This is a genomic window from Embleya sp. NPDC059237 (assembly GCF_042754105.1).
Taxonomy (GTDB): Bacteria; Actinomycetota; Actinomycetes; order Streptomycetales; family Streptomycetaceae; genus Embleya.
The window spans coordinates 661-24915 of record NZ_JBHZAE010000004.1 but is presented as its reverse complement, the minus strand read 5'-3'; the positions used below and the strand labels follow the sequence as shown (position 1 = coordinate 24915).

The window sequence follows — 24255 nt, the reverse complement described above, 5'->3', positions numbered from 1 at the left end:
GATGAGCGAGTCCGGGACCGGCGAAAGCGGTCCGAGCGTGGAACCGACGATCCTGACGATCTCGGCGGAGAACCTGGTCGATGCCGGGCTGGAGCCACAGCTCCGGTCGTGGGTCGGCGAGGGCCCCAACGAGCCGATCACCGCCGATCAGATCGTTGTGCTCGTCGGCGAGGATCGGCTCGCCGAGGCCGCCGACGCCCTGGGCAGGACGTCCGGTGACCTGGCAGCGGACCTCGCCGCCGAACTCCCCGGACTCATCGCCGCCGGCGCGTCCGACGACGCGAACACCCCCAACGATCGGAGCCGGACACCCGGTCTCCAGGCCAGGGTGCAAGCGTTCACCCTGATCGCGCCGGCCTCCGATCTGTCGCTCCTCGACGAGTTGCCGATCGACGGTCACGCAACGCTTCAGCTCAAGTACGTGTAGGACGGCGACCCGGAACGGGCGGGAGCCGGCGGCAGTGGTCCGGATGCCCGTCCGTCGGTGCCGGTCGTTCTCGCGGGATGTCGGTGACATGAAGCCGCATCGACCGGCGACGGTCCTTCCGCACCTCACGGCGGCAACCGACATCCCGCTCCCGCGGCCGGCCGTTTGTCACCGTTCGGACGAACCACCCCCACGAGCGGCCGGGCGGCCGGCACGGTGGGAGGCTGCTCCTCGCGGGGTCCACACCATTCGCCTCGCGTGCTGTGTGCCCCGTGACGGGGCGACACGGAACAGCCCCGGAACCGCACGCGGCCCGGGGCCGTTCACATCACGGCCGGCGCATGCCGAACGTGTCCAACTCCGCGATCCGCTCCTCCGAGAGCGCTTCGCCCGCCTGCTCCCGGTCGTGGTCACCCACACCCCCAACCGCACGTCCTCCGGCCACCCGTCGAACGCGGTCACCGTCTCCACGTGGGCGCGCGGCACCTCCACATGCCCCACCCGGGCCCGATACGCCGCCGCCGCGCCCACCGCGATCGCCCACGCCTGCTCGCGCGTGCGCTTCGGCCGAGGCCCGTCCGCCACCGCCACCGCCACCCCGGCCGCCGAGGTGTCGACCATCGCGGGCTGGGTGAGCCCGAGCGCCAGCAGCTGCTCGCGCTGCGCCGCGTTCAGCCCGTCCCACCCGGACCGCTGCCGAGCCACCCACCGCCCCATCGACGTCCCCCGGTGAACCACGTCCAGGCCGACGTCGTCGGGCCGGCCACCCCCGCCCCGCTCGGCCCGCTCGCGCAGATACTCGTCCGCGTGGGTCGGGTGCCGCTGCCACGCCACCGGCCAATCCGGCGAATGCCACGACTCACCCTCCACCAACGCGTCCAACGCCGCGCCGCGCCCGGCGGACAGCTCGCCCCGCCGGTCCTGCGCGCGGCGGTTCGAGAGCCACGTCCCGATGGGGTAGTCGTCGACCACGGCATCGGTCGGAGCGGCCAACGTGGCGTGTGCAGATCTGCATCAGCTTGTCAGTGATGTGCGTGGAGTGTCGGAGGCCCGGTACACGAATTGATGCCCGGTCCCTGGGCTGGACCGGGCGCGGTGCCACCGATGGTGCAGAAATCCTGGTGACGTGTGCTGACGATCTCTGGTGACGTTTTCGTGCGGCGCTCCACCGAGCGCGTCCAACGCCGCGCTCCGCATGGGCTCTGCAGTTCGAGGCCGCGAACGGGCCGCGGGGAGTGTGGTTCCAGGACGGTTGGTGGCCGGAACGGGTCGGTATTCGTGATCGAGCCATTCGGCCGCGTGATATGGATTCGTTGTCGGTGGATTGCTACGGTCATGGCGACCAACCGTATTTTCTCGACGAAAGACGTTCCATGAAGACGCTCAGGTCGCCGCTGACAGTATGTGTATCCGCAATACTGATAAGTCTTGGTCTCTCCAGCACGGCATCCGCCGAAGCGCCATCACAGATTAGATATATCACTTCGAATATCCAGAACTACTACAGTGCAAGGTGTATCTTCGCACCCCCAACGGGAGGTGAGACGCCCGTTGTGCAGGCGGACTGCGGCGGGTATGCGGATCAAAAATGGGTAATGCATCAGAACGTTGATGCAACGTACTGGTTCTCCAATGTGAGTAATAATCTGTGCCTGGTCGCGCGCGCTCAGCAGGAGGCGCGGCAGATCGGCTGCTCGGGCGCCCAGGCGGACGCCGATTGGTACACCAGCATCATCGACCCGAACGATCCGCAATGGGTGCAGCTCGTAAACAAAGCCACGGGTAATTGTCTGGTTCCCCAGAACGGCAACCTGAACGTTCCGTTCATGCAAGCCACCTGCAGCTACACCACTAACCCGCCCGCCGATCAACGGTGGCGGTTCACCAATTTCTAGCCCATATTTCGGGGTTCTCATTGGTAAACGGCGACTCCAGCGAGGGGCTGACACCCATGAAGAAGCCGGCCCGATCGGGCCGGCTTCTTCATGGGTGCGAAGCACTGTTATGTCCACCGCATGCCCAACGCGTCCAACACCTCGATGCGTTCGGCTGGCAGTTTCGCCCGCCTGCTCCTGGTGGTGGTGACCCACACCCCCAGCCGTACGTCCTCGGGCCACCCGTCGAACGCCACCACCGTCTCCACGTGGGCGCGCGGTACTTCGAGGTGCCCGACCCGGTTCCGGTACGCCGCCGCCGCGGCCACCGCGATCGCCCACGCCTGCTCGCGCGTGCGCTTGGGCCGAGGCCCGTCCGGTACCGGCACCGCCGCCGCCTCGGCCTCGGCCTCGGCCGCCGCAGTGTCGGCCGCCGCGGGCGGGGTGAGCCCGAGCGCGCGCAGCTGCTCGCGCTGCGGCTCGTTCAGCCCGTCCCACCCGGACCGCTGCCGAGCCACCCACCGCCCGATCCCCGTCCCGCGGTGAGCCACGTCCAGGCCCACGTCGTCCAACCGCGCCCCCGCGCCTTGCTCGGCCTGTTCGGTCAGGTATTCGGCCGCGTGGGTGAGGTGGCGTTGCCAGGCGACCGGCCAATGCGGCGGATGCCACGGTTCGCCGTCGACCAGGGCGTCCAGCGCCGCGGCGCGCCCGGCAGGCAGTTCTCCGCGTCGGTCCTGGGCGCGGCGGTTCGCGAGCCACGTCCCGATGGGGTAGCCGTCGACCACGGCATCGGTCGGAGCGGCCAACGTGCCGTGCCAGCGGGCGTATTCGCGCGCTATGGCCAGCCCGTCCTCCCACGCCTGGTCGTGGACGGACCACACCATCCCGAGGGCATCTGCAGATCTGCATCAGCTTGTCAGTGATGTGCGTGGAGTGTCGGAGGCCCGGTACACGAATTGATGCCCGGTCCCTGGGCTGGACCGGGCGCGGTGCCACCGATGGTGCAGAAATCCTGGTGACGTGTGCTGACGATCTCTGGTGACGTTTTCGTGCGGCGCTCCAGAGGGACCCGGATGTCGCGGGAAAAGGACGCGGATCGTCGAGCTGTACACCAGCCCGCGCGAAGACGCGGTCGTCTGCGTCGACGAACTCGGCCCGATGATCCCACGCGCGTTCCCACCGGCGCCGGGCCGGTCGCCGAACGGGCGCCGCATCAAGAACGTGCTCGACTTCAGCCGCGGCCCGGAGAAGACCCGGGTCCACGGCGGCCTGCGGGTCCGGGACGGGACCGAGGTCACGATGACCGCCTCGTCGCGCAACAGCGTCAGTGGCTTGTTGACCATCTCAGGATCCAACATGTCTTCATCCCGGTCGGCGCCTGCTGGTTGAACCTGCAGGAGGGATGGTGGCGTATCTTTCGCAAAGTCGCCCTGGCAGGCCGATCCTTCGTCAACTTGGACGAGATAGACCACGCCACCCGCGTCGCGACAACCCAACTCAACACCCGGGCCAAACCCTGGATGTGGGGTGGACCCGCCCCACCGACCCGTACATTACGGCGCCGGTTCGTGTACACCCTTTGAGGAATACAGCAGTAGTACTCCAGCGGCGGTTCGATATCTTCGCAGGTCAGTGGCCATGTCGAGCTGTTTCCTGTTTCTAACCTATCTGGGGTGTCTCGGTGGATTGCTGAATATCGGCGGATTCTGCATCGATAGTGGCAGCGGCGGGCCACAAAACCTCGATCAGCCTGCGATCCTGCCGGCGCTCTCGCCCCATGGACCGAGTCCTCCTGCGATGACGTCCGGACGTCGGCTCCGCCTGTCGTCCTTCTCGACCTCACCGAACCGAGAGATCCATCCCGTCTTTACGCTCGACCAGGCAACCCTCTCCGGATGAACATGCTTGGCGCTGGGCGTAGCCTTGACGTGACGGGTCGTCCGGCAATCGAAGGCCGGGGTCGGCAGGCGAGGGCTTCAGACGAGGCATGGACGGAAATCCATTCCGTCCGCCCGACCGCCCCGATTTTACGAGCGTATTCCTTTGCAATCGGTGGCGAGCGCTTGTATCGGTTTCGCTGGGAGGCGTCACCGCCCCGGCGTGAACGTCGACTTTTCGAGCGTTTTGGCAGCAATGTGAGCGCCGTGAGGGACATCATGACTTCCACATTTTTGACGGACAGCAGGCGAGCCGTTCGGATCGATTTCGAAGGCGATGTGCCGCTTGAGCAGCGTGCACTGGTAGAACGTTCGATTGCGGCCATGGCCGCGCGTTCGATGGAGGCGACCTCGCGAGTCCTCGCTGCGGAATCCGAGCGTGCGGCCCTGGCGGCCGAGATCAACCGACCGCTCGTGAAGTTGATTGAAGGGGATCCCGATGCAGCCAAGGCGCTCGGCGAACTGCAAACCCGGCCGCAATTTGACGACTTCGCCTCCCTGACCGCGCCGGGCGAATACGAGTCGCTCACTGGTGCGGGGAACGCCGAGATCGTTCTGCGGGGACTCACCGACACGGTCGAGGTTCCGCCCTACCACTACAGCTGGAACTGGTTCCACACAGCTGGCAGTGCACCCTTCCGCGTGGTGACCGAACGCCCTTCCGGAATTCTGGCGCTGGACGCACGATCGGGGGGGCTCGTTCCCGGAGGGGCCAACACGTTCGTCGAGGCGCATGCGGGTTTCGGCCTCAGTCTGCCTTCCCGCCACTGTAAGTGGGGGGCGGACTCCGTGCGGCGAATGCGGCACAGCTTCGCTGTAGGAGCCCAAAGTCTCGGAGGCAACGCCACATCCGAGGGCGGCGTGGAATGCACCGTCATGGAGGACGCGAATCTGCTGACCTCCGCGAGTCATAAACTCTGGCGTAGCCGCGTGAGCGGCTTTGAGTCGGACCACGGTGGTAGCGGTGCCGACTATATAACGGATAGTCCGTTGTATGTCGAATGGGTGGCAAGCGCAGGGCATTATTACACCTTCAACGTGGGCATATGGGCATTCAGTGACACGCATTCGGGCGTGGGTTCTGCCGGGGCTCAAGCTCTGATCGAGGGATTCGTACCTACAATGACCGATGGGCGCATCGTCTGCTTCTTCGACTGAACCCGTCACCGGGGAGTCCGTAGCGTCAAGCGACACCGCGCGACGTGGCCCCGCATCCGTTGCTGCGGGCGGCTCCCGCCGGACCGAGGCGACGTCCCACCCGCGAGAGCAACGACCCCAACTCGGCCGACCACGGCTCGACAGCCTCGGTCCCAGTCGCTACCGGACCAACGCGAGACGCGGGACTGCGTCATGGATCACGGCCGGAAAACGCGATCGGTCCCGAGAGCAAACCGAAAACGAGTACGGTCGAGGACCGAATCAAGTCTTTGACCTGCGAAGATATCGAACCGGGGGATTCACGAGACGATCGACACCGCGAGCCGGTAGCCCTCTCGGCCGGCTCCTGCGGCGTTCCGCACCGGGCGGTCGCGGTGGGCACGCACCGGTCGACGGCGGCGATCAAACCGCGCTCCAGGGGGAGAACGCCTCGGTCTCCTTCACCGGGCTTCGGCGCTCGCCGACAGCCTCACCGCATCTCGGACCTCTTCAATCCCATACGCCAACGAGTCGGCGGCCGACCTTTCGTTGCCTCGCGCCCCGAGGACCAAGCGGACGCATCCCGGGCCGTGTGACCATCACGACCTACCACAACGCCAAAGGCCGAGAATTCTCCGTTGTCATCCTGCCGTGCCTCATGGACGGTGTCGTCCCCAACTACCACGACAAGCAAAGCCCGCGAGCCCTCCAGGCCGCCCGACACATGTTCTACGTCGCGGTCACCCGTGCCCAACACGAGATCGTCCTGCTCACCGGCGAACACCACTACACCCGCTTCGGGACCAGGCACTCCGACGGCCGAACCCGATTCCTCAACGACATGCTCAAAGACCCGCCCGGAACCATCTGACGACCGTTCCCAACGGCACCGACACGCCCCCGGCGCGGCCGAGGACGGAGGGCTTCGACCCGACGCCGGGGACGGCCCCCGGTCGTGCGCCAGGGTCCTCGTCCCGACATCGGACGTGCGCCCGGTCGGATGGGCCCGCTCCTCGATGGTCTCGCAGGGGCCGCCGGTGGTTTCTGCGGGTTCAGCGGGCGTCGCTTCGGTTGTCGGTGGCCGGTGTGGGGAGGAGGTGGTCGAGCGGCCGGGCGTCGTCGTGGGTTCCGCTGTAGGGAGTCGAGTTGGTGATGCCGATGAAGACCGGACCTCGGGTGGTGCGTGTCTCCAGCGCGGTCCACTGGTCGAGTTCGTGTTCGGCGTAGGCGTGGAGCAGGAGGGCGAGTCGGATCTCGTGGGCGGGGGTGAAGCGGTTCTCCCGCGCGCCGAGCGGCGGCAGCAGAGGGTCGATCGAGTGGAAGTAGCCGTCGATGGTGCCCGGGGGGAACGTACGGAACATCTCGAGGTATACGTCCCCGTACTTCGTCCGCACCCGCAGTATGGCCACCTCGTCCAGGGCGTGTTCGGCGTATTCGTGCAACACCAGGGAGAGTTGCCGTCGGCTGGTGTCGTCGAACCCGGTCATCGCCTCAACGTATCGGTGCCCCCGGGAGCCCCACCCGGACGGGTTCCGGTTCCCGGCCCGGATGAGGCACGGTCGCTACGGTCGGGGCTGTCGAGCGGGCTCGGGCGACCGTGCCGCGGTGCTGTCCCGCGCCCCGGTGCGCCCCCTGGCAATCGATGCCTGCCAGGTCGAGTGCCCCTCGTACCGACGGCCCCCGCACGTGCGTCGGCAGGCTGCCGTCAGTGTCGGGGTACCGCCCAGGCCGCACAGGGCGCCTTGTCGCACCACACCCGCTGCTCCCCGTCGGGCAGGACGTCGAGGCCGAAGGTGTCGAAGGCGGGACGTCCGTGCTCGTTCCACCACCCCCACGCCGTTTCGACCTCGTCCCAGACGCGGCGGGGCCCGTGTTGGCGGACGTGGAAGGTGTCGAGCTGGTGTCCGTCGTAGTCGACGCTCGCCCACGATGTCCCGGCGTCGTCGCCGACCCACAGCCGTGATCGCACGCCGATCTCGTCGGGTTCGTCGTTCCAGTGGGTCCACAGTCCGGGTAGCAGCAGGCCCATGACGGCCTCGTCGTGGCGGTCGCCGCCCGCGACGGCCCACGGCGACAGCGTGGTGATCGACGTGTCGGGCCGGTGGTCGGGACGGACGACGTCGGCCACGTCGGCGACGGGGGAGCGGTGCCCGCGCATGGCCATGAACGCCCCACCGGGACCGAACCTCCCACGCGCTCCGCCGTCTTCGCCGACGTCCAGGCGCAGGATGCCGTAGGCGGTCCAGGCGGTGGCCCACGGTGTGACGATCCGCCCGCCGGGCGTGCTCTGCTCCAGCCACGCCCCGGGGACGCGGGTGACCGAGCACGTGCACACGATCCGCCGGTACGGGCCGCCCGGCGCCCATCCCTGTTCGCCGTCGCCGGTGACCACGCGCGGGCGCAGGTCGAGTGCCTCCAGGCGCCCGCTCGCGCTCGCGGCCAGGACCGGATCCACCTCCACGGTGACCACCCGATCGCCTCCGAGCCGGTGGGCCAGGAGCCCGGCGTTCCAGCCGGCACCGGTGCCGATCTCCAACACCGTGTCGTCGACGGCCGGTTCGAGCGCGAGCAGCGTCGCGGCGACGATCGAGGGCTGCGACACCGACGACGACGGCCACGGCGTCTGCCCGGGCTCCCACGGCATCCCGTCGCGCACCTGCACGACCACGGGGACGTCCGCGTAGGCCGCGTCCCACCACCGCGCCGGATCCTCCCCGCGGACCACCCGCTCGTGCCCGAGGCCGTCCGCGGTGCGCAGCCAGATCACGTCGGGCAGGAACGCGTGCCGCGGCACCCCCGCGAACGCCTCGCGCCAGGGCCCGGGCAGCGCCCCGACGACGTCCTCGACGCGGCGGAGCAGGCCCCGGGGGGCCTGCTCCGTATCCGCGGCCGCGATGTCGGTGTCGACCGCCATGTCACTCACTTCTTCGTGGGGGTGCCGGGGTTCGGTGGTTTGTCCGGTGGGATCGGTGGTGGGATCGGCCGGCCGGGATGGTTCCCGTCGTCGGTACTGGGATCGCGATGCTCGCGCATACGCGTCTCCTTCCCGCTGCTCCTCGGCAACCTGCTTCACGGTCCGTACGGACACGGATACGCCTCTACCGTAAGACTCCGCCACCCCGCCGGGGAATCCCCATCACGAACACGGGCCCGCCCGGCCCCTGCGCCCCAAGCCACGGGCCGTCGCGTCCCGGCACCACATGCCGCGCCCGGCGAGCAGCCGCTCTCGTCCCTTCTCAAGCGCTTCCCGCCCGGCGCGTAGGTTGTCGATCCGCGTGCCCAGCCCGCCGGTCCGCCCCGGCCGCAACGGCCTCCACGCGCCCACAAAGCACATCGCGGAATCCTTCGTCTTCGCGGTAGGCGACGGCGGCCAAAAAGAGGCCTCCCACACCGTCCCGCCCTCGCGGAATCGCCCATCGCGTCCCTTCGGCCCGCCCGCGCGCGCCCGCGTGGAGCTGCGCGGCGCGGTGCCGGTGCACGGCATGGACGCGGTGATGCGGATGTACGAACACGAGGGATCCCGCGCGGCGGTCACCGAGCGCGCGGTGGGCCTGGTGGAGCGTGCGCTGGCCGGCGAACGGTGGCCCGCCCGGCCGCGCCCGACCGACCCGCCCGACTAGCGGTTCGGACCCGTCCCCTCGCGCCGTGCGCCGCACGCACGAGGTCGTCGCGCCCGTGGTGTGGGACCCGGGGGAGCGGCACGGGATGGCCCGACGTCGCCGAGGAGACGCGAGCCGTCGCCGCCTACGTCGCCGGCCCCGCGCCGGTAGCGGCGTCGAGCGCGTACACGTTCTTGTCCCAGTCGCCGATGTACACCAGGCCGTCCACCACTGCGGGGGACGAATAGATCCCGCTGCCGGTGGTGTAGGCCCATTTTTTGGTTCCCGTTGCGGCGTCGAGCGCGTAGAGGTTCTTGTCCTGGCTGCCGATGTACACCACGCCGCCCACCACCGCCGGGGTCGCATTGACCTCACCGCCGGTGGTGAAGCGCCATGGTCGGACGGTCGCGGCGACTGCGGCGGCTCCGGGAGGCGACGTCGCCGGTTGCGTCCGCCGGCCGGTGGACGGGTTCGTCGTGTGCGCCGCGGTGTCGCCTCCGGTGTGGGTGAGGGCGATGGTGATGCCGGTTGTGGCTGCGGCCGCGGTTCCGGCGGCGATCCACAGGAACCGGCGTCGCCCGGGAGATGCAGGCGCCGATGAGGCCCCACCGGTGCCGGTGCCGGTGTCACGCTCAGCGGTGGCGGGTACCGGTTCGGGGTCGGGTGCGGCGGGGGTTGCCGCCGGCCGGTCGTCCGCCGGGGTCGGGGATACGGGTGTCGCCCGGTCGGGTGTGCCGATGGCGTGCAGGCGTGTGTGTAGCTCGTCGGCGGTGGCGGGTCGGTCGTCGGGGTTCTTGGCGAGCAGTGCGAGGACGAGGTCGTCGAGCCGGGCGGGGACACCCGGGCGGTGTTCGCCGGGGCGTTCGGGGGTCCTGCGGAGGTGGGCGTTCATCATCGAGACGGGGCTGGTGGCCTCGAACGGGACCGTGCCGGTGAGGAGTTCGTGCAGGACGCAGCCCAGGGAGTACAGGTCGGAGCGGGCGTCGCCGGGGTGCTCGTCCAATCGTTCCGGGGGCATGTAGGCCAGCGTGCCGATGACCTTGCTGGACCGGTGGGTGGACTCCACGAACCTGGCGATCCCGAAGTCGAGGACCTTGATGCGTCCGTCGGTGGCGAGCATCAGGTTCGCGGGCTTCAGGTCCTGGTGGACGATCCCCGCGGCGTGTGCCCGGGACAGCGCCGCGGCGACCTGCGCGGCCCACTCGACGGCGACGGCGACCGGCGGCGGCCCGTCCTCGCGCAACACCGTCGCCAGATCGCGGCCCTCGACGAACTCCATCACCAGGAACAACGACCCGTCCGCCTCGTCCCGGCCCAGATCGTGCACCGTCACCACCCCGGGGTGGTGCAGCGCCCCGGCCGTGCGGGCCTCGCGCAGGAACAACGCCGCCCCGGCCGCGTCCCCCGGCGCGTGCGGCAGCAGTTTGACTGCGACCCGCCGCGCGATCACCCGGTCGCGGCCCTCCCACACCTCCCCCATCCCGCCCCGGCCCACGAACCGCACCAACTCGTACCGCCCCGCCAACACCCGCACGACCACCCACCCCCCCGGACCGGCGCCCCCACAGCGCCGCGTCCCAACGTGCCATCGCCGATCCCGCCGACACCCGCGAGTGACCGAATCGTGTTCATCCGCCGAGGACGTCGTCGATCCGGCGGCGGCGTGCGGCGAGCCGCTGGACGACACAGGGCGCGAGGGCGTCCTCGCCCGCCTGTGCCCGGCCGACCCGGCCGGTTACCGGTTCGGGTCGTCCCCGCGCGCCGCGCGCACCGCCCGCCGCAGTTCGTCCCGGCCGGCCGGGCGGGGCGTGTCGTCGTCCGGGTCGCCGGCGACGATCCACCGCCGGTCCGCGATCTCGGCCGCGACCCGCTCGGCGGCCCGCGCCACCGTCGCGGTGTCGTCGGGGGAGCCGTGCGACGAGATGCCGTGCCACTCCCCGGGATCCCACACCACCAGGACCTCCCCGAGGTGGACCGCGCAGCCGAGCACGGAGTCCTCGGCGCCGCACGCTGCCACCCACCCCAGCAGGAACTCGTCCGCGTCGTCGATCAACAGCGTCGGTAGCGAGTCCTGACACGAGACGCAGCCGTCCATCGCCGCCCCAACGAGCGACCCCAGCAAGACGTGGTCCGCCGGACGGCCGCCGTGGCAGGTCGCGGTCGATGCGATTGCGGGTGGGTGGCCGGATGATTCGGGGACGCTCGCGTTGCTTCGCGACCTCGCCACCACCGATACCTACGCCGGCGTTCGGGAAGCTGCGGTCGGGGCGATTACGGGTGGGTGGCCGGATGATTCGGGGACGCTCGCGTTGCTTCGCGACCTCGCCACCACCGACACCCACGCTGGCGTTCGGGAAGTCGCGGTCCAAGCCAGCACGCGACACCACGCCAAGGATCGCCAACAGGCCTCTGAGTGAGGGGTGTCTTTGTACATGCGCTCATGGGTGCGGGGGTCTGCCAGGGTTGGTTGCTGCCGCAGCAGGTGGTCCGTTAACCGAGCTAGATCGCACGTTTTCGCAGGTCAGAGCGGGTTTCTGCTAGCTTCCCGGCGTGCTTTGGACTGCCTCTGTCACATCTCGTCGGTTGCATCGAAGCCCTGCTGCGACCACTCGCGCAAGAGTTTGACGCCGTCGTGGTCGCCCGCTGTTTGTCGCAAGTGAGCCAAGCTCATCAGCACATGCCTGTTTCCGGCCTCGACCGCTTCACGGGCCAGGCGCTCCGCGTCCATGTGATCACCCGCCTTCTCTCGCCACTCTGCCAGGGATGACAGGGCATAGGAATGTCCGTGGACGGCCGCCTGACGGGCTAGGTGTTCGGCGCTCGCACGATCGCCTGCCTGCTCGCGCAGCAGGGTCAGCCCTGCCAAAGCGTAGTAATTTCCTTTAATGGCGGTTTGGTGGGCCCAGTGTTCCGCGCTTTCGTGGTCTCCTGTTTTCTCGCGCAGCACGGCCAGTTGTGTCAGCGCGTCGAAGTTTCCCGCGTCGGCGGCTTGGCGGGCCAGGTGTTCGGCGGTTTCTCGATCGCCCGCCTGTTCGCGCAGCAGGACCAGCCCTTTCAGTGCCTCAACGTTTCCCATGTCGGCGGCTTCGCGGTACAAGTGTTCGGCGCCTTCACGATCGCCCAGTCGCTCGCGCAGCGCGGCCAACCAGACCAGCGCCTCGGGGTTCCTGGTGTCTGTGGTTTTGCGGTACAGCCGTTGGGCGCTCTCATGTTCGCCTGTTGCGTCCAGCCACGTCAGTGCCCGAAGGTTCCCGGCTTCGGCGGCTTCGAGAACCAAGCGTTCCGCGCTCTCATGGTCGCCTGCCTCCTCCCGCAGCGCGGCCAGCTGTGTCAGTGCGTCAATGCTTCCCGCGTTGTTGGCTTGGCGGGCCAGGTGTTCGGCGCTTTCATGGTCGCCCGCTTGCTCGCGCAGCAGGGCCAGCCCCGTCAGGGCTTCACGGGTTCCCGTGTCGGCGGCTTTGCGGTACAGGTGTTCGGCGCCCTCATGGTCGCCGGCTTGCCTGCGTAGCGCGGCCAACCGCATGAGTGCCCCGACGTCCCCGGCGTCGGCGGCTTCGCGGTACAGATTGTCGACTCCGTCACGATCACCTGCCCGTTCCCTCAACAGGGCCAGGTCCGTGAGTACCTCCGGGTGACCGATGCCAGCGGCTCTGCGGGCCAAATCTTCAGCTTCCTGATGATCGCCTGCCTGTTCCCGTAGTTCGGCCAACCATGACAGCGAGTAGAAGTGTCCGGCATCGGCGGCTTCGCGGGCCAGGCGTTCGGCGGCCTCGCGATCGCCCCCTCTTTCGCAAGCCGTGGCCGCCCACATCAGCGCGTTGTGGGAGCCGGCTTCGGCGGCTTCGCGTGCCAGGGGTTCAGCGTTCGCCAAATCCCCTGCGTCCGCCAGCACCAGAACCAGCCGTTCCAATGCCTCGGTGTCTCCGGCGTCGGCGGCTTGGCGGTAGAACCGCTCGGCGCTCTCAAGGTCTCCCGCCTCGTGCCGCGAATAGGCCAGTGCGCCCCACCCGCGTGGATCGCCGGCGTTCGCTGCCTTCGCGTAGAGGCGTTCGGCGTGGCGTATCCGTAGCCGTGCGTATGCGGCGCGACCGAGGGTGAGAGTGTCGTCGGTGGTGCGGGCGTGGTCGTGGGCGGCGTTCCAGAAGGAGGTGCCAGGACATTCGGCGCCGCGTGTGTGGCGTGCGTGTTGTTCGAGGTAGTCGGCGAGGCGATAGGTGGGTCCGTCGCCCGTGGCCGGGTTGCGGGTGCGTCGTCGTGGTCGGATGCGGGTCAGGGGCGCGGTGGCGCCGTGGACGCGTTCTGTGGTGTAGGCGAGGGCCTGTTCGAACCAGTCGTCGGCCAGTGCGTCGGATTCGTCGTCGGTGAGGTACGCGTCGGCTGCGTCCTCGAGGAATCCCTGGCGTAGGACGGGGCCGTGGCCGAGGCGGCGGGCATCCATGGCGGCTTCGAGTACCGCCCGTGCGTGGGCCGGGGCGAGGTCGAGGCGTTTGAGCAGTGCGCGGGCGCCCGCCAGGAACTGGGCCACGCGCCCGTCGTCCCCACTGGCGAGGGCGTGCGCCAACCGCGGGTCCTCGCCCGCTGTGGCGCACAGGGTCTCCAGGTCGGTGCCGGTGAACGCCTCGGGCACGCGCACATCGGTACCGGTGAGCAGCGCCCGTGCCTGCGCGTGCGGATCCGGGCGGTCGGCGGGGGGCCGACTGGTGAGGGTGTTCCAGAAGGGTTCCGGCCACAACGTCGCCAGGACGAGCACCGGCGCGCGGGCGCGATCACGCAGGAGTTCGCGTAGTTCGGCCGCGACGCGCTCGCCGATGCCGGCCGGTTCCAGGTAGAACTGGGCCTCGTTGAGCCACACGACCGTCCGCGGCCCCACCGCGGACAGTTCGGCCAGGACGGCTTCGGGTCGTCCGGGGGCGATGGGGTGCCACAACCGCCACCCGTCCGGCACGCCCCGGAGCGCTTCCCAGCACGCCCGGGTCTTGCCCGTCGACGACCCGGCCACCAACGTGACCATCACGCTCTCGCCACCCGCCGCGCGTTCCACCACTTGGCGCAGCACTTGGTCATGGGCGCGAGGCACGTAGACCGGCAGTACTGGCAGCCCCGCTCGCGTGTGTTCGGGTCCGTCGATCGCGCGGTGCACCTCCAACGCGAACGGATCTGTGAACTCCCGGACCGGCCTGCCCGCGAAACTGCCGCTCTCGGTCGCAGGTTCGGCGGTGCGCGTCGCGTGGGGTCGTCCGGCGGGGCGGCGTTCGCGCACTGCCCTGCCGCGCAGATGCTCCCAGGCCGCGACCGGTGTCGGATCGTAGGCGCGGTCGAGCCGATGCGCCTCGTGTTCGAGCCAGCTCACCAGGAACGCAAACCGGTCGGCATCGTCCGGCACGGCTTGCCCCATGAACCACTGACCGAGGGACGTGGTGTTCAACTTCACCGCGGGTCGTTGCTCGGCACCTCGGCGGACGAGTGTTGCGTACGTGGGCGATCCGGCCCGCTCGTACAACTTCCGCAGCGACTCCGCCAGTTCCGTCGCCTTGCCGACCGCATCCCCCGCCACGAACCCCGACCTTCTCGACGCATCCGGTCCGGATCCGATCCGGACGGCCACCGGATAACCCGCGCACCCGGACCCAGCAGCCTAGAGACGGACGACCGGCCCTGGGGCGGTCGCCGGAAAAACGTCCGTGGGCGCTCGATGGGACGACGCGAACCCGCCCAGGAGTTCGCACCCACTCGGGGAGACCACCGTGAACGACGACCAGTCGACCAACGACCCGACCACCGCGCGCCGAGGCCGCCTCGTCCGCATCGCCCGATCCCTCGCCGCAAGCACCGCGCATGCCCTGGCCACCGATGCCGGCACGCCCGACCACCCCACCGCCTCGTCCACCATGACCGCGCGGGCACGTCTGGCCCGTGCCGGCCGAGTCCTGACCGCGACCGCGGCGCGGGGTCTGGCGACCGGTGTCGGTACCGCCGCCGGGACGTGGATCGTGTGGTGGATCACCCACCGCTGACATCTCGTGCGGGCCCCGCGCGTATCGACTCGCCCCGCCGGGCCGGTCGGGGCACTGAGTCCGCCGCCCACATGCACCTTTCGTGCACCCGGGCCGATCCCGCCCGGCCGAGCGGGATCAGCCCGGGTGTCGAGGGTGAGCGCGATCAGGGCCTCGGCGACCGTGGCGACTGCGGGCAGGAGCGATACGTCCGGCCGCGTCGTTCGCCGAGCACCAGCCGGTGCGCGGAGCCCAGTTGTTTCGCGCACTCGGACCCGATCCCGTTCAACCGGGCTCCTTCAACCCGGCCGGTGGGGGTTTCATGCGGGGGTCGGCCTAAAGGGCGGGTCTTGGCCGGTGGGGTGTCGAGGCCGGTTCGTCACCTGCGGCGGGTCACTCGACCTCGTCGCTTTCCCGATGGGTGTGTCGGCGGTTGCGGAGGCGGCGGAGGGCCGAGGGGGCGAAGGCGGCAGCGAGTGCGGAGGGCAGACCGGCCGCGAGGCCGACGGCGGCCTGTTCGAGGAGGAGTCGGATGAAGGTCATGGCGTCCCCCGGGGTGCGGGTTGCGGTTCCGGTGGCGGGTGCCTCCGGTCCTTCCTTGATAGGCGGGCGCCGCCGCAGGTCCGTGCATCCTGCGCGAAGTCGCGCCGCACCTGGGCGAGTTGGGGGAATCGCAGGTGGGGGCGCGGGTGCGGTTCTAGGCTCAGGGGCGGGATTGGGGCGCAAGTTGCGGCGCAACATCGGGGGAGGGGCGCGCTGTGGAGGACCTGGAGGACGTGGCCACACCGGAGGATTTCACCGCGGCGTTGGGGGCGCTGCTGGACGAGGCGCTGCGCACACGATCCGCGGCTTCGCTGGCGAGGGCCGCGGGCATCGCGGAGAACAGCATCGCGAACTGGCGGGCCGGCGCGATCCCCCAGGCCGGCCCGTTGGACGAACTACTGTCCGTGTGCCGGGTTTCGCCGGAGCGGGCCCGGCTCTGGCAACAGGCGCGCACCCGTGCCACCCAAGTTCGCAACGCCCGCCGTACCGACGAGCCGCACGACCGCGGCCGGCTGGGAGGCAACCACCTGCTCGCGGGCTTCGCCGGCCCCCCGGCGTGGATCGCGATCTTCGGACGGGACCCCTTGCGTGTCTACGTCGGCACGGCGACGGGGGAGGAGGCCGTGGCGGACCTGGAGACCGGCGACCGACTCCCGGACACCTCCTGGACCGACCGGCGCGCAGCGGCGCAGCGCCAGGTCGGCGAGCGCGGGTACGTCCAGGTCGACCGTGACGGCTCCATCGCCGTGTGGGTGACGCTGCCCGACGGGAACGGGAGGGTGGAGATCCGCAGCCCCTGGGTCGACGAGCGGGACTACGAGACGATCACCCTCACCGCGGTGGTGCAGCCCGGCGACACGCTCACCCCGATCGCGTACTCGTCGGACCGGATGTGTCGGGCGTTCGCGATCGGCAGCACCCTGTTCGTGTACCGCGGGCACGCGCTCGGGGACGCCCGGAGCCCGTACGCGCACGATGTGCCGAATCCGCGCGACAGCTATCCCTCCTCGCGGCCGGAGCAGATCTCACACGTCATCGTGGCGCCGGACGGCGACCTGATCGTGACCGTCTCGGAGGTCTCCGGCGTGGACCTGTGGGACCCGGCCTCACTGCGCGTGGTCGGCAAACCCTTCGGAGTCCCCGCCCGGGTTGAGGCGGTGGAAGTGTCCCCGGACGGGACGACGCTCGCCGTGGCCTCGGGCGGCGCCGTGCACCTGTTCGACCCCTACAGCCTGCGCGACCGGCACGGCCGCCCGCTTGACGGCCACACCGGCGACGTCCGGCTCATGCGTTTCTCCCCCGACGGCACACTCCTGGCGACCAGCAGCGTCCACGGCGGCGTGCGCCTGTGGGACCCGACCACCGGCCGCCCGCTCGCCGACCGCCTGGCCCACGACCCCGACACCATCCTGCGCTTCGCCTTCTCTCCCGACGGCACCCGGTTCGCCGTCGCCGAGGCCGTTGGCATCCGCGTCCACACCCTGCACCCGAGGACATGACTGCTCCCCGCCGCTGGTACCCGACTCGGTCCTACGCTGCCTCCACAGTGTTCGTCACCGAACGCGTCGCCCGACAAATGTTGTCGCCTGACGAACGTTTCCGGCGCAAACGCCGAGCAGCCGGGCCGGACCGGGACGCGACCCGGGTAACGCGTCGGCCTGCGCGGGTAACGCGGGTGTTACCCGCCGGGTAACACCCGCCGGCCTTCGTGGGCGTTACGAACGGCTCCGGGCCGGGGCCGACTCGACCTGCACGCGGCGCCGCCTCGCCGCGCACGCGCCCGGCCGGGCCGCCAGGATGGAGAAGGCGAGGGGGAGGGTGTCTCTCCCGGTGCGGGTACACACCAGGGAGAGATGTCGGCGCCCCGTCCACCCCTTGACCGGGGCCCCTGACCAGGCACGACACGACCGGCTCGGCGGGGGCACGTTTCACCCTCGAACCCACCGCCGACCGCACCCCGCACCCCGCCCCTGCGGCTACCGGTCGGTGCCCCGGCGCAGGATGTCGGCGGAGTTCGCCCGGATCGTCGCGTCGGGTCCGTGTTCGCGCAGCGCGTCGAAGCGGCAGATGTTGACGATCAGCGCCCCGTCGCGCACTGCCGGCACCTTCAGCGCGGCGCGCATCACGCGGTTGCTGCGTCGGTCGAGTTCGGGTCGGGGGGCGCCGGCGAGGAGGATCAGGAGCGAGGGGCACCGCGGCCCGGGGTACGCGCCCTGCCAGGCAGGCCGGGTCGAGCCCTGGAGCCGGTGCGGTCCGACGTGCACGCGGTGGGGGGCGTACCGGCCGTATGCGGCGACCTTCCGTATCAGGCGCCGCTCCGCCATCGACGCGCGGTCGACCTCCACCCACAGCCACCGGTGCTCCAGCCGCGTCGGTGGTGACCCGCCCGCCCTCGATCGGGTGCGCGACCTCCACCGCCCAGTCCGTGACCTCGCCCCACCCGTGCCGGGCGAACTCGATCGCGGTCGCCGTCACCGTGAGCGCGTGCGCCGCCAACCCGCTGCGCAGCGCCGCCTCCCCGGTGGCGGCGCGCCGGCGCTCGGGCGCCCCGGCCTCGACCAGGGCGCGCCGGCCGGTCTCGGTCAGGTGCCACACCCACACGCGCCCTCGAGGCACCCGGCCCACCAGGCCGGCGTCGAGCAGCTGCATCACCACCCGCCGCGCGAACGCCAGCGACGCCAGGTCCGACGTCAAGGGACTCGCGGTCGACCGCGACCTCGACAAGGCCGTGCCTGCCGTCGATGCCCCCGCGTACACCGGCCCCACCTGCGCCGGTTGCTACGCGCCGCTCGCCGCCTCGCTGGTCGAGGCCGGAAGGCACGTTATGTGCTGATCAATCGCCAACACTAACGCGGTGTGCACCGCAACCATGCAACACGATATTGCAAAGTCGAATTGCAATGTCGAGTTGTATGTTCACCGCCCCTGACCTGCAAACTTCGCTTAAAAATCATGTTTTGTGAACGTGAATCGACCAAAATCCGAGAAAGATTATTCTGCAATCGCGGGCGTACGTTCCTGCAGGTGAGCGTACGTACGGCCTATCTGCAAACGTCGTGACACCTGCGTCGCTCGATTGCCTCCCGGCAGACAACTGATCCGGCGTCAGTTCCCGTCGTCCACAGCCAAGTCATCTCTGAGTTGCAGACCCATCTCTCTAACGCCTACGGTCAGTTCCAGGGTCAGCTCGCGGAGTCTGCGGATTGCTTCGCCACTGCGCGCTGCCCCGAAATAGATGCGGCGTCGATCGGGATCAACTTTGCCGGGAGATCCGAACGACGCCGCGATGGACCCTCAACCACGCGTAGAAGGGAGTCGGCTCCATCATGGCGTTGGGGCGGCCATGCGTCCACTGACGGACGGGTGGTGGTAGTGCCACCCGGTTCATTGGAGTCCAAGCGTTGAACCAGCTCGTGGTTCTGACCATCCTCCTGGTGCTCTCCGGCTCGCTGAACGCAGGCCTCGGTACCTGGATCGTCGTCACGGTCTACACCTCGGCCTCCCGCTTCCAGCGGCTGAGCGCCGCAGCCGCGGTCGTGGCGGGTGTCTTCTCGATGATGGTGATGGTCGTTCAGACCTACAGGTAGTGGACCCACCTCCTCCCGGCAGGAGATGGCCCCGACGGCTGCGAAGTCCGAGGCCGTCGGGGCCACCACCCCGATCGGGTACGACCTGTCAATGCGAGACACAGCGCGCGGTGTCCGCGACCCGGACCGCGCCCAGCATCGCCAGCACCCGCGCCCGCAACGGATCGTTCTCGAACTCCACGGTGCGACCTCCAACCGCGCCGACCCCTCCCGCGCACGGCCGACACCCTGCAACGCGTCCCCTTGTCCGACGTCTGTTCGCCCCGGTTCGTCCGATCCCACGGATACGGTTCAAGGGGTCGAGTGGACACGCCCCGTAGCGGACAAGGGGGGTGCCATGTCACCCGTTGACCGGGTGCACGGGCCGCTGGCCCCTAATCGGTCCGTGCCACCTCCATGCCACCTTCGTGCACCCGGGCCCGATCCCTGCTGCGACCCGCCCCCTCGGCCGACCGGACCCGGGTCGCCTCATTCGGGGTCGGATTTTTGAAAGTGGCCCCAACTGCGCGGGATTGTGAGCGCGCGAAGTGCCTGTTCCCGGCGCCGTCGATCCGGGATGGGCGGGACGCGGTGTTGCGCCGGCCGTGCCGCCGCCGTGAGAACCGGCACGCGCGACCGCGCCGCACCGGGCCGCCGGGCCGGGAAGCGGTGCCGTTCGCCCCGCCGTTCGGGGCGCCGATTGGGATCGGCTCCCCCCGGGTGGGCATCGCCGCAGGTCGGCGCCCCTGTATGCCACCGCGAATGGCGCAGACTGGTAGGGGATTTCACCGAATCCTCCCGCAATCCCCCACCGCGCCGCGCCCGGCCGGGCCGGAGTGGCCCCGGTCGGGCGCGATCCGACCAGGGTGTTCTCCCGATTTCCGTTCGCGCGTCGGTCGTGCCGGCTAGCTGTTCGCGCTGCGGCTCGTTCAGCCCGTCCCACCCGGACCGTTGTTGGGCGACCCACCGCCCGATCCCCGTCCTGCGGTGAACGACGTCCAGGCCCACGTCGTCCAACCGGCCACCCTCGCCCCGCTCGGCCCGCTCGCTCAGGTAGTCGGTGGCGTGGGTGAGGTGGCGTTGCCACGCCACCGGCCAGTGCGGCGGATGCCACGGCTCACCCTCCACCAACGCGTCCAGCCCCGCGCCGCGCCCCGGGGACCGCCGATCAACAGGGGGGAGCCATGGGGGAGATCGAGATGAGTGCATGGGAGGCCGGGTCGTCCAGTGTCGGATCCGGCGTCGTGCGGGCGAACCTCGCGTGGCGGCCCTACGATCACCGGTTACGGGATCGGGTGGGTTCGCACGTCCTCCTGTACGGCATCGGTGTCGGCGGACGGTGGACGCCCGGGTTCCGTGGTGTCGGTCCCGCGTTCGTGGGGTCGCCGCGACATGCTTCGTGTCGGGGGTGTCGGTTTTGCCCGGGGGGCAGTGGATGAGTCCGGTCGTGCAGCGTTTCGTGGGTGCCGCAGGGGCGGTGGTGGTCGCGGTCGTGGTGAACCTGGCCACCGGGTTCCTCACCGATCACCGGTCGACGGCCTGGTGGGTCTCCGCAGCCGTGTTGCTGGTGGTGGGTGTCGGGGTGCAGTGGTGCCTCCCGGTGCCGGCCGCGCGGACCAGACGCCAGTCGGCGGAGGACAACACGGTCGGCGGCTCGTTCACGCAGACGTCCGTGGGACCTGCCGAGCAGCAGGCGCAGCGGAACGCGATCACGGGTGACTTCGAGCAGCGCCAGGATGGGTGAGCCGCGGAAGGGTCTTCGGCGCCTGTTCGGCCGGCGTCCCGCGCGGCGACCCGAGGTCGTCCAGGACGCGCACGGCAACACGGCCGCGGGGAGCCTGCAGCAGAACATCGGCGGGACCAACGTGGGCGGTGACCAGCACAACGTCACCGCGCACACCGTCCTGGGGAACCTCAACGTCTTCCAGGCCGCAGCCGGGGACGACACCGGCGCCGGCGAGTCGCAGGACGCGGCTTTCGCACGGGAGCGGCGAGAGTACCTGCATCGCGTGTGCGACCGGTACCGGCGGGTGGACCTGGAGATCCTCACCCCCCTCGACGCGCAGGACGAACACCCGGAGATGCTCCTCCGTGAAGTGTTCGTCCCCCAGAACGTGCGGGAGAACCCCCCTCCCTTCGAACTCCTCGACCTCCCCCGCGAGGTCCTGCGGCGCCTCGCCGACGGCGAACACATACCCGCTCTGCCGGACCGCCTGGACCGCGAACGCCTGGAACAGGCCCGCCGCGCCTACCGCGACCGCCCCGCGCACCCGGTCCTGGACGCGCTCGCCCGCACGGACCGAGCCGTGATCCTCGGCGACCCCGGAGCCGGCAAATCCACCCGCGCCCGCTTCGCGATGCTCGCCCTGGCCACGGCCGAACTCGAACCCCACACCGACACCACCACCGTGCCCGCCGATTGGGAGGGCTGGCTGCCGCTCCTGGTCGAACTGCGCTCCTACGCCGACCCGATGTGGCGCGGCCGCGGCTTCCTCGACCTGATCGACGAACTCGGGCGCGAACACAACCTGGGCCTGCCCAAGACCCGACTGAAAGCCTTCCTGGACGACGGCGGACGGGCACTGGTCGTCTTCGACGGCCTCGACGAGATCTTCGACCCCGACACCAGAGCCGACGTCGTCGCCCGCATCGAGGGATTCGCCTCCCTGTATCGAGGCGTCCGCACGATCGCCACCTCCCGCGTCATCGGCTACCGCCGAGCCGCGCTCGACGCCGCCGGGTTCACCACCCACATGCTCCAGGACCTCGAACCCGCCCAGATCGAAGCGTTCGCCACCGCCTGGTACGACCGCAGCTGCAAAGGCGACCCCCAAGCGGGCACACGGATGCGCGCCCGCCTCCTGGACGCCATCTCCGACTCCAACGCCGTCGCCGAACTCGCCGGCAACCCGATGCTGCTGACCATCCTGGCCATCATCGCCCGCCGACGAGAACTGCCCCGCGACCGACGAACCGTCTACCGACACGCCGTCACCGTCCTGATCGAACACTGGGACGTCAACAAACACCTCGGACACACCGCGAACAGCGGACTACCCCGCCCCGAACCCGACGACAAACTCGCCATGCTCCACCGCATCGCCCGCCGCATGCAGGACGGCCCCGCCGGACTCGCCGGCAACCACCTCGCCGCCAAAGACCTGATCGAAGAACTCACCACCTACTTCACCGACGAACTCAAATACCCCCACGACCGCGCCCACACGGCCGCCCGTGCCATCCTCAACCAATTCCAACACCGCAACTTCATCCTCTCCAGCTTCGGCGCCGGCCTCTACGGCTTCGTCCACCGCGCCTTCCTCGAATACCTCGCCGCCGACGACATCAACGAACGACTCACCAACCGCGAGCTGGAAGAACCCCAACTCCTCGCCATCTTCGCCACCCACGCCCACGACCCCGCCTGGAGGGAAACACTCCTCCTCCTCGTCGGCATGATCCCCAACAAATTCGCCGCCGCCGCCGTCACCCGACTCCGCGACGCCACCCCCGCCTGGCAACTCCACACCCGCCTGCCGACCACTTCCTTCCTCGCCCTGAGCGCCGTCGGCGAGATCCGCCACCTCCCCACCCTCACAAGCCTGGCCCCCGACACCACCCGCCTTCTCATCCGACTGCTCACCGAAGCCGCGAGAAGAGAAAGAACCTACGACCGGGCCTCATCAACGCGCTGAGATCTCGGGCACTGCCCGCCCTCGAACAACCACCCGCATGGCTGGACGCCCCCCGGTATCAGGCCTGGCACCAGGCTTCCGGATACGCCCTGCGGCAGACCCACGCCACCAGCCACACCGCCGCGCGCCTCTACCTCGCCACCCAAAACCCGACCCCGACCTCCTTGCATCACTACGCCACCTTCGACAACAACCCAACTCTTCGGCAGGTCGCGGTCGGGGCGATTGCGGATGGGTGGCCGGATGATGCGGGGGCGCTCGGGTTGCTTCGCGACCTCGCCACCACCGACACCGACACCGGTGTTCGGCAGGCCGCGATCGATGCGATCGCGCGGGCGGGAGCCGGTGATTCGGAGACGCTCGGGTTGCTTCGCCACCTCGCCACCACCGACACCGGTGTTCGGCAGGCCGCGGTCGATGTGATCGCGGGTGGGTGGCCGGATGATCCGGGGACGCTCGCGTTGCTTCGCGACCTCGCCACCACCAATGAGAACTGGGAGGTTCGCTGGGTCGCGGTCGATGTTATCGCGGGTGGGTGGCCGGATGATCCGGGGACGCTCGCTTTGCTTCGCGACCTCGCCACTACCGACACCGAAAGTGTTGTCCGGCAGGTCGCGGTTAGGGCGCTCGCGCGGGTGGGAGCCGGTGATTCCGGGACGCTCGGGTTGCTTCGCGACCTCGCCACCACCGACACCGACGCCATTGTTCGGGGTACCGCGGTTGGGGCGATCGCGGGTGGGTGGTCGGATGATCCGGGAACGCTGGGGTTGCTTCGTGACCTGGCCACCACCGACACCGAAGGTGGTGTCCGGCGTGCAGCAGTCGTTGCGATCGCGCGGGTGGGAGCCGGTGATTCCGGGACGCTCGGGTTGCTTCGCGACCTCGCCACCACCGACACCGAAGGTGCTGTCCGGCAGGCTGCGGTGGGGGCGATCGCGGATGGCTGGCCGGACGATCCGGAGACGCTCGCGTTGCTTCGCGACCGGGTCATCGCCGCCAAGAGTGGTGCTGTCCGGCAGGCCGCGGTTGGGGCGATCGCGCGGGTGGGAGCCGGTGATTCCGGGACGCTGGGGTTGCTTCGTGACCTGGCCACCACCGACACCGAAGGTGGTGTCCGGCAGGTCGCGGTGGGGGCGATCGCGGGTGGGTGGCCGGATGATGCGGGGACGCTTGCGTTGCTTCGCGACCGGGTCATCGCCGACACCGAAGGTGCTGTTCGGTGTGCAGCAGTCGTTGCGATCGCGTGGGTGGGAGCCGGTGATTCCGGGACGCTCGGGTTGCTTCGCGACCGCGCCACCACCGATACCGACGCTGGCGTTCGGCGTTCCGCGGTCGATGCGATCGCGGATGGGTGGCCGGACGATCCGGGAACGTTTGCGTTGCTTTGTGACCGCGCCACCACCGATACCGACGCTGGCGTTCGGCGTTCCGCGGTCGATGCGATCGCGGATGGGTGGCCGGACGATCCGGGAACGTTTGCGTTG

The 24255-nt window shown here is 69.8% G+C and carries 22 protein-coding genes; 13 read left to right on the top strand and 9 right to left on the bottom strand.

Features of this window, described 5'->3' with window-relative positions; translation table 11 throughout:
* Window position 1: 1 nt before the first annotated feature.
* Complete coding sequence (locus ACFXKZ_RS14310; protein WP_380000089.1) at window positions 2-427, top strand: YidB family protein; 426 nt, start codon at window positions 2-4, stop codon at window positions 425-427.
* Window positions 428-595: 168 nt separating this feature from the next.
* Here ACFXKZ_RS14310 and ACFXKZ_RS14305 read toward each other — a convergent pair whose 3' ends face one another.
* Window positions 596-1420 carry a helicase associated domain-containing protein gene (locus ACFXKZ_RS14305; protein ID WP_380000087.1) on the bottom strand — a complete coding sequence of 275 codons (825 nt, stop codon included), beginning with the start codon at window positions 1418-1420 and terminating at the stop codon, window positions 596-598.
* A 602-nt stretch (window positions 1421-2022) separates the two neighbouring features.
* Between ACFXKZ_RS14305 and ACFXKZ_RS14300 the strand changes: the two genes are divergently transcribed.
* Window positions 2023-2322: a hypothetical protein gene (locus ACFXKZ_RS14300; RefSeq protein ID WP_380000085.1), complete on the top strand. Its 300-nt coding sequence runs from the start codon at window positions 2023-2025 to the stop codon at window positions 2320-2322.
* Window positions 2323-2429: 107 nt separating this feature from the next.
* Here ACFXKZ_RS14300 and ACFXKZ_RS14295 read toward each other — a convergent pair whose 3' ends face one another.
* The gene (locus ACFXKZ_RS14295; RefSeq protein WP_380000083.1) at window positions 2430-3185 is read right to left on the bottom strand and encodes a helicase associated domain-containing protein; all 756 of its coding nucleotides are present in this window, start codon (window positions 3183-3185) and stop codon (window positions 2430-2432) included.
* 1011 nt (window positions 3186-4196) lie between these two features.
* Between ACFXKZ_RS14295 and ACFXKZ_RS14290 the strand changes: the two genes are divergently transcribed.
* Window positions 4197-5396, top strand: a complete 1200-nt coding sequence (locus ACFXKZ_RS14290) for a hypothetical protein (protein ID WP_380000081.1) — start codon at window positions 4197-4199, stop codon at window positions 5394-5396.
* Window positions 5397-5967: 571 nt separating this feature from the next.
* On the top strand, window positions 5968-6246 hold the full coding sequence (locus ACFXKZ_RS14285; RefSeq protein WP_380000079.1) for a 3'-5' exonuclease: 279 nt from the start codon (window positions 5968-5970) through the stop codon (window positions 6244-6246).
* A 181-nt stretch (window positions 6247-6427) separates the two neighbouring features.
* Here ACFXKZ_RS14285 and ACFXKZ_RS14280 read toward each other — a convergent pair whose 3' ends face one another.
* Together ACFXKZ_RS14280 and ACFXKZ_RS14275 are read right to left on the bottom strand one after the other, a co-directional pair.
* On the bottom strand, window positions 6428-6862 hold the full coding sequence (locus tag ACFXKZ_RS14280) for a hypothetical protein (protein ID WP_380000077.1): 435 nt from the start codon (window positions 6860-6862) through the stop codon (window positions 6428-6430).
* Between the two features lie 218 nt (window positions 6863-7080).
* The gene (locus tag ACFXKZ_RS14275) at window positions 7081-8289 is read right to left on the bottom strand and encodes a methyltransferase domain-containing protein (RefSeq protein WP_380000075.1); all 1209 of its coding nucleotides are present in this window, start codon (window positions 8287-8289) and stop codon (window positions 7081-7083) included.
* A 361-nt stretch (window positions 8290-8650) separates the two neighbouring features.
* On the opposite strand from ACFXKZ_RS14275, the gene ACFXKZ_RS14270 reads away from it, so the two are divergent.
* Window positions 8651-8995 carry a hypothetical protein gene (locus ACFXKZ_RS14270; protein WP_380000073.1) on the top strand — a complete coding sequence of 115 codons (345 nt, stop codon included), beginning with the start codon at window positions 8651-8653 and terminating at the stop codon, window positions 8993-8995.
* 124 nt (window positions 8996-9119) lie between these two features.
* Here the strand turns inward: ACFXKZ_RS14270 and ACFXKZ_RS14265 are convergent, their stop codons facing one another.
* The gene (locus ACFXKZ_RS14265; protein WP_380000071.1) at window positions 9120-10508 is read right to left on the bottom strand and encodes a protein kinase; all 1389 of its coding nucleotides are present in this window, start codon (window positions 10506-10508) and stop codon (window positions 9120-9122) included.
* Between the two features lie 201 nt (window positions 10509-10709).
* Window positions 10710-11096, bottom strand: a complete 387-nt coding sequence (locus tag ACFXKZ_RS14260) for a hypothetical protein (RefSeq protein WP_380000069.1) — start codon at window positions 11094-11096, stop codon at window positions 10710-10712.
* Here ACFXKZ_RS14260 and ACFXKZ_RS14255 point away from each other — a divergent pair.
* On the top strand, window positions 11068-11391 hold the full coding sequence (locus ACFXKZ_RS14255) for a HEAT repeat domain-containing protein (protein WP_380001127.1): 324 nt from the start codon (window positions 11068-11070) through the stop codon (window positions 11389-11391). The two genes, ACFXKZ_RS14260 and ACFXKZ_RS14255, sit on opposite strands and share 29 nt — an antisense overlap.
* A gap of 152 nt (window positions 11392-11543) precedes the next feature.
* On the opposite strand, the gene ACFXKZ_RS14250 is transcribed toward ACFXKZ_RS14255, so the two are convergent.
* Window positions 11544-14120, bottom strand: a complete 2577-nt coding sequence (locus ACFXKZ_RS14250) for a transcriptional regulator (RefSeq protein ID WP_380000067.1) — start codon at window positions 14118-14120, stop codon at window positions 11544-11546.
* Window positions 14121-14718: 598 nt separating this feature from the next.
* Here ACFXKZ_RS14250 and ACFXKZ_RS14245 point away from each other — a divergent pair.
* A complete protein-coding gene (locus ACFXKZ_RS14245) occupies window positions 14719-14988 on the top strand; it encodes a hypothetical protein (protein ID WP_380000065.1) in 270 nt (89 codons plus the stop codon).
* Between the two features lie 372 nt (window positions 14989-15360).
* On the opposite strand, the gene ACFXKZ_RS14240 is transcribed toward ACFXKZ_RS14245, so the two are convergent.
* Entirely contained in the window at window positions 15361-15510 is a 150-nt protein-coding gene (locus ACFXKZ_RS14240) for a hypothetical protein (protein ID WP_380000063.1), read from the bottom strand.
* Between the two features lie 215 nt (window positions 15511-15725).
* On the opposite strand from ACFXKZ_RS14240, the gene ACFXKZ_RS14235 reads away from it, so the two are divergent.
* Window positions 15726-17009, top strand: coding sequence for a WD40 repeat domain-containing protein (locus ACFXKZ_RS14235; RefSeq protein WP_380000061.1), 1284 nt, complete (start codon window positions 15726-15728; stop codon window positions 17007-17009).
* A gap of 477 nt (window positions 17010-17486) precedes the next feature.
* Here the strand turns inward: ACFXKZ_RS14235 and ACFXKZ_RS14230 are convergent, their stop codons facing one another.
* Window positions 17487-17855, bottom strand: a complete 369-nt coding sequence (locus ACFXKZ_RS14230; RefSeq protein WP_380000059.1) for a hypothetical protein — start codon at window positions 17853-17855, stop codon at window positions 17487-17489.
* 80 nt (window positions 17856-17935) lie between these two features.
* Here ACFXKZ_RS14230 and ACFXKZ_RS14225 point away from each other — a divergent pair, with 80 nt between their 5' ends.
* From ACFXKZ_RS14225 to ACFXKZ_RS14205, 5 genes are all read left to right on the top strand, one after another.
* On the top strand, window positions 17936-18343 hold the full coding sequence (locus tag ACFXKZ_RS14225) for a hypothetical protein (RefSeq protein WP_380000057.1): 408 nt from the start codon (window positions 17936-17938) through the stop codon (window positions 18341-18343).
* Between the two features lie 568 nt (window positions 18344-18911).
* Window positions 18912-19097 (top strand): hypothetical protein, encoded by a 186-nt coding sequence (locus ACFXKZ_RS14220; RefSeq protein WP_380000055.1) that lies wholly within the window; start codon window positions 18912-18914, stop codon window positions 19095-19097.
* Between the two features lie 1414 nt (window positions 19098-20511).
* Window positions 20512-20820 carry a hypothetical protein gene (locus ACFXKZ_RS14215; RefSeq protein ID WP_380000053.1) on the top strand — a complete coding sequence of 103 codons (309 nt, stop codon included), beginning with the start codon at window positions 20512-20514 and terminating at the stop codon, window positions 20818-20820.
* Window positions 20813-22771, top strand: a complete 1959-nt coding sequence (locus tag ACFXKZ_RS14210; protein WP_380000051.1) for an NACHT domain-containing protein — start codon at window positions 20813-20815, stop codon at window positions 22769-22771. The genes ACFXKZ_RS14215 and ACFXKZ_RS14210 overlap by 8 nt, the downstream gene beginning before the upstream one ends.
* Before the next feature lie 164 nt (window positions 22772-22935).
* Window positions 22936-24255 (top strand): HEAT repeat domain-containing protein (locus tag ACFXKZ_RS14205; RefSeq protein ID WP_380000049.1); only part of this gene is annotated, 1320 nt, incomplete at its 3' end.

Bases quoted from the DNA above. Each gene is read 5' to 3' on its own strand.
- ACFXKZ_RS14310 (WP_380000089.1), top strand. From the start codon at position 2: ATGAGCGAGTCCGGGACCGGCGAAAGCGGTCCGAGCGTGGAACCGACG.
- ACFXKZ_RS14300 (WP_380000085.1), top strand. From the start codon at position 2,023: ATGCATCAGAACGTTGATGCAACGTACTGGTTCTCCAATGTGAGTAAT.
- ACFXKZ_RS14295 (WP_380000083.1), bottom strand. From the start codon at position 3,185: ATGGTGTGGTCCGTCCACGACCAGGCGTGGGAGGACGGGCTGGCCATA.
- ACFXKZ_RS14290 (WP_380000081.1), top strand. From the start codon at position 4,197: ATGAACATGCTTGGCGCTGGGCGTAGCCTTGACGTGACGGGTCGTCCG.
- ACFXKZ_RS14280 (WP_380000077.1), bottom strand. From the start codon at position 6,862: ATGACCGGGTTCGACGACACCAGCCGACGGCAACTCTCCCTGGTGTTG.
- ACFXKZ_RS14275 (WP_380000075.1), bottom strand. From the start codon at position 8,289: ATGGCGGTCGACACCGACATCGCGGCCGCGGATACGGAGCAGGCCCCC.
- ACFXKZ_RS14240 (WP_380000063.1), bottom strand. From the start codon at position 15,510: ATGACCTTCATCCGACTCCTCCTCGAACAGGCCGCCGTCGGCCTCGCG.
- ACFXKZ_RS14215 (WP_380000053.1), top strand. From the start codon at position 20,512: ATGAGTCCGGTCGTGCAGCGTTTCGTGGGTGCCGCAGGGGCGGTGGTG.
- ACFXKZ_RS14210 (WP_380000051.1), top strand. From the start codon at position 20,813: ATGGGTGAGCCGCGGAAGGGTCTTCGGCGCCTGTTCGGCCGGCGTCCC.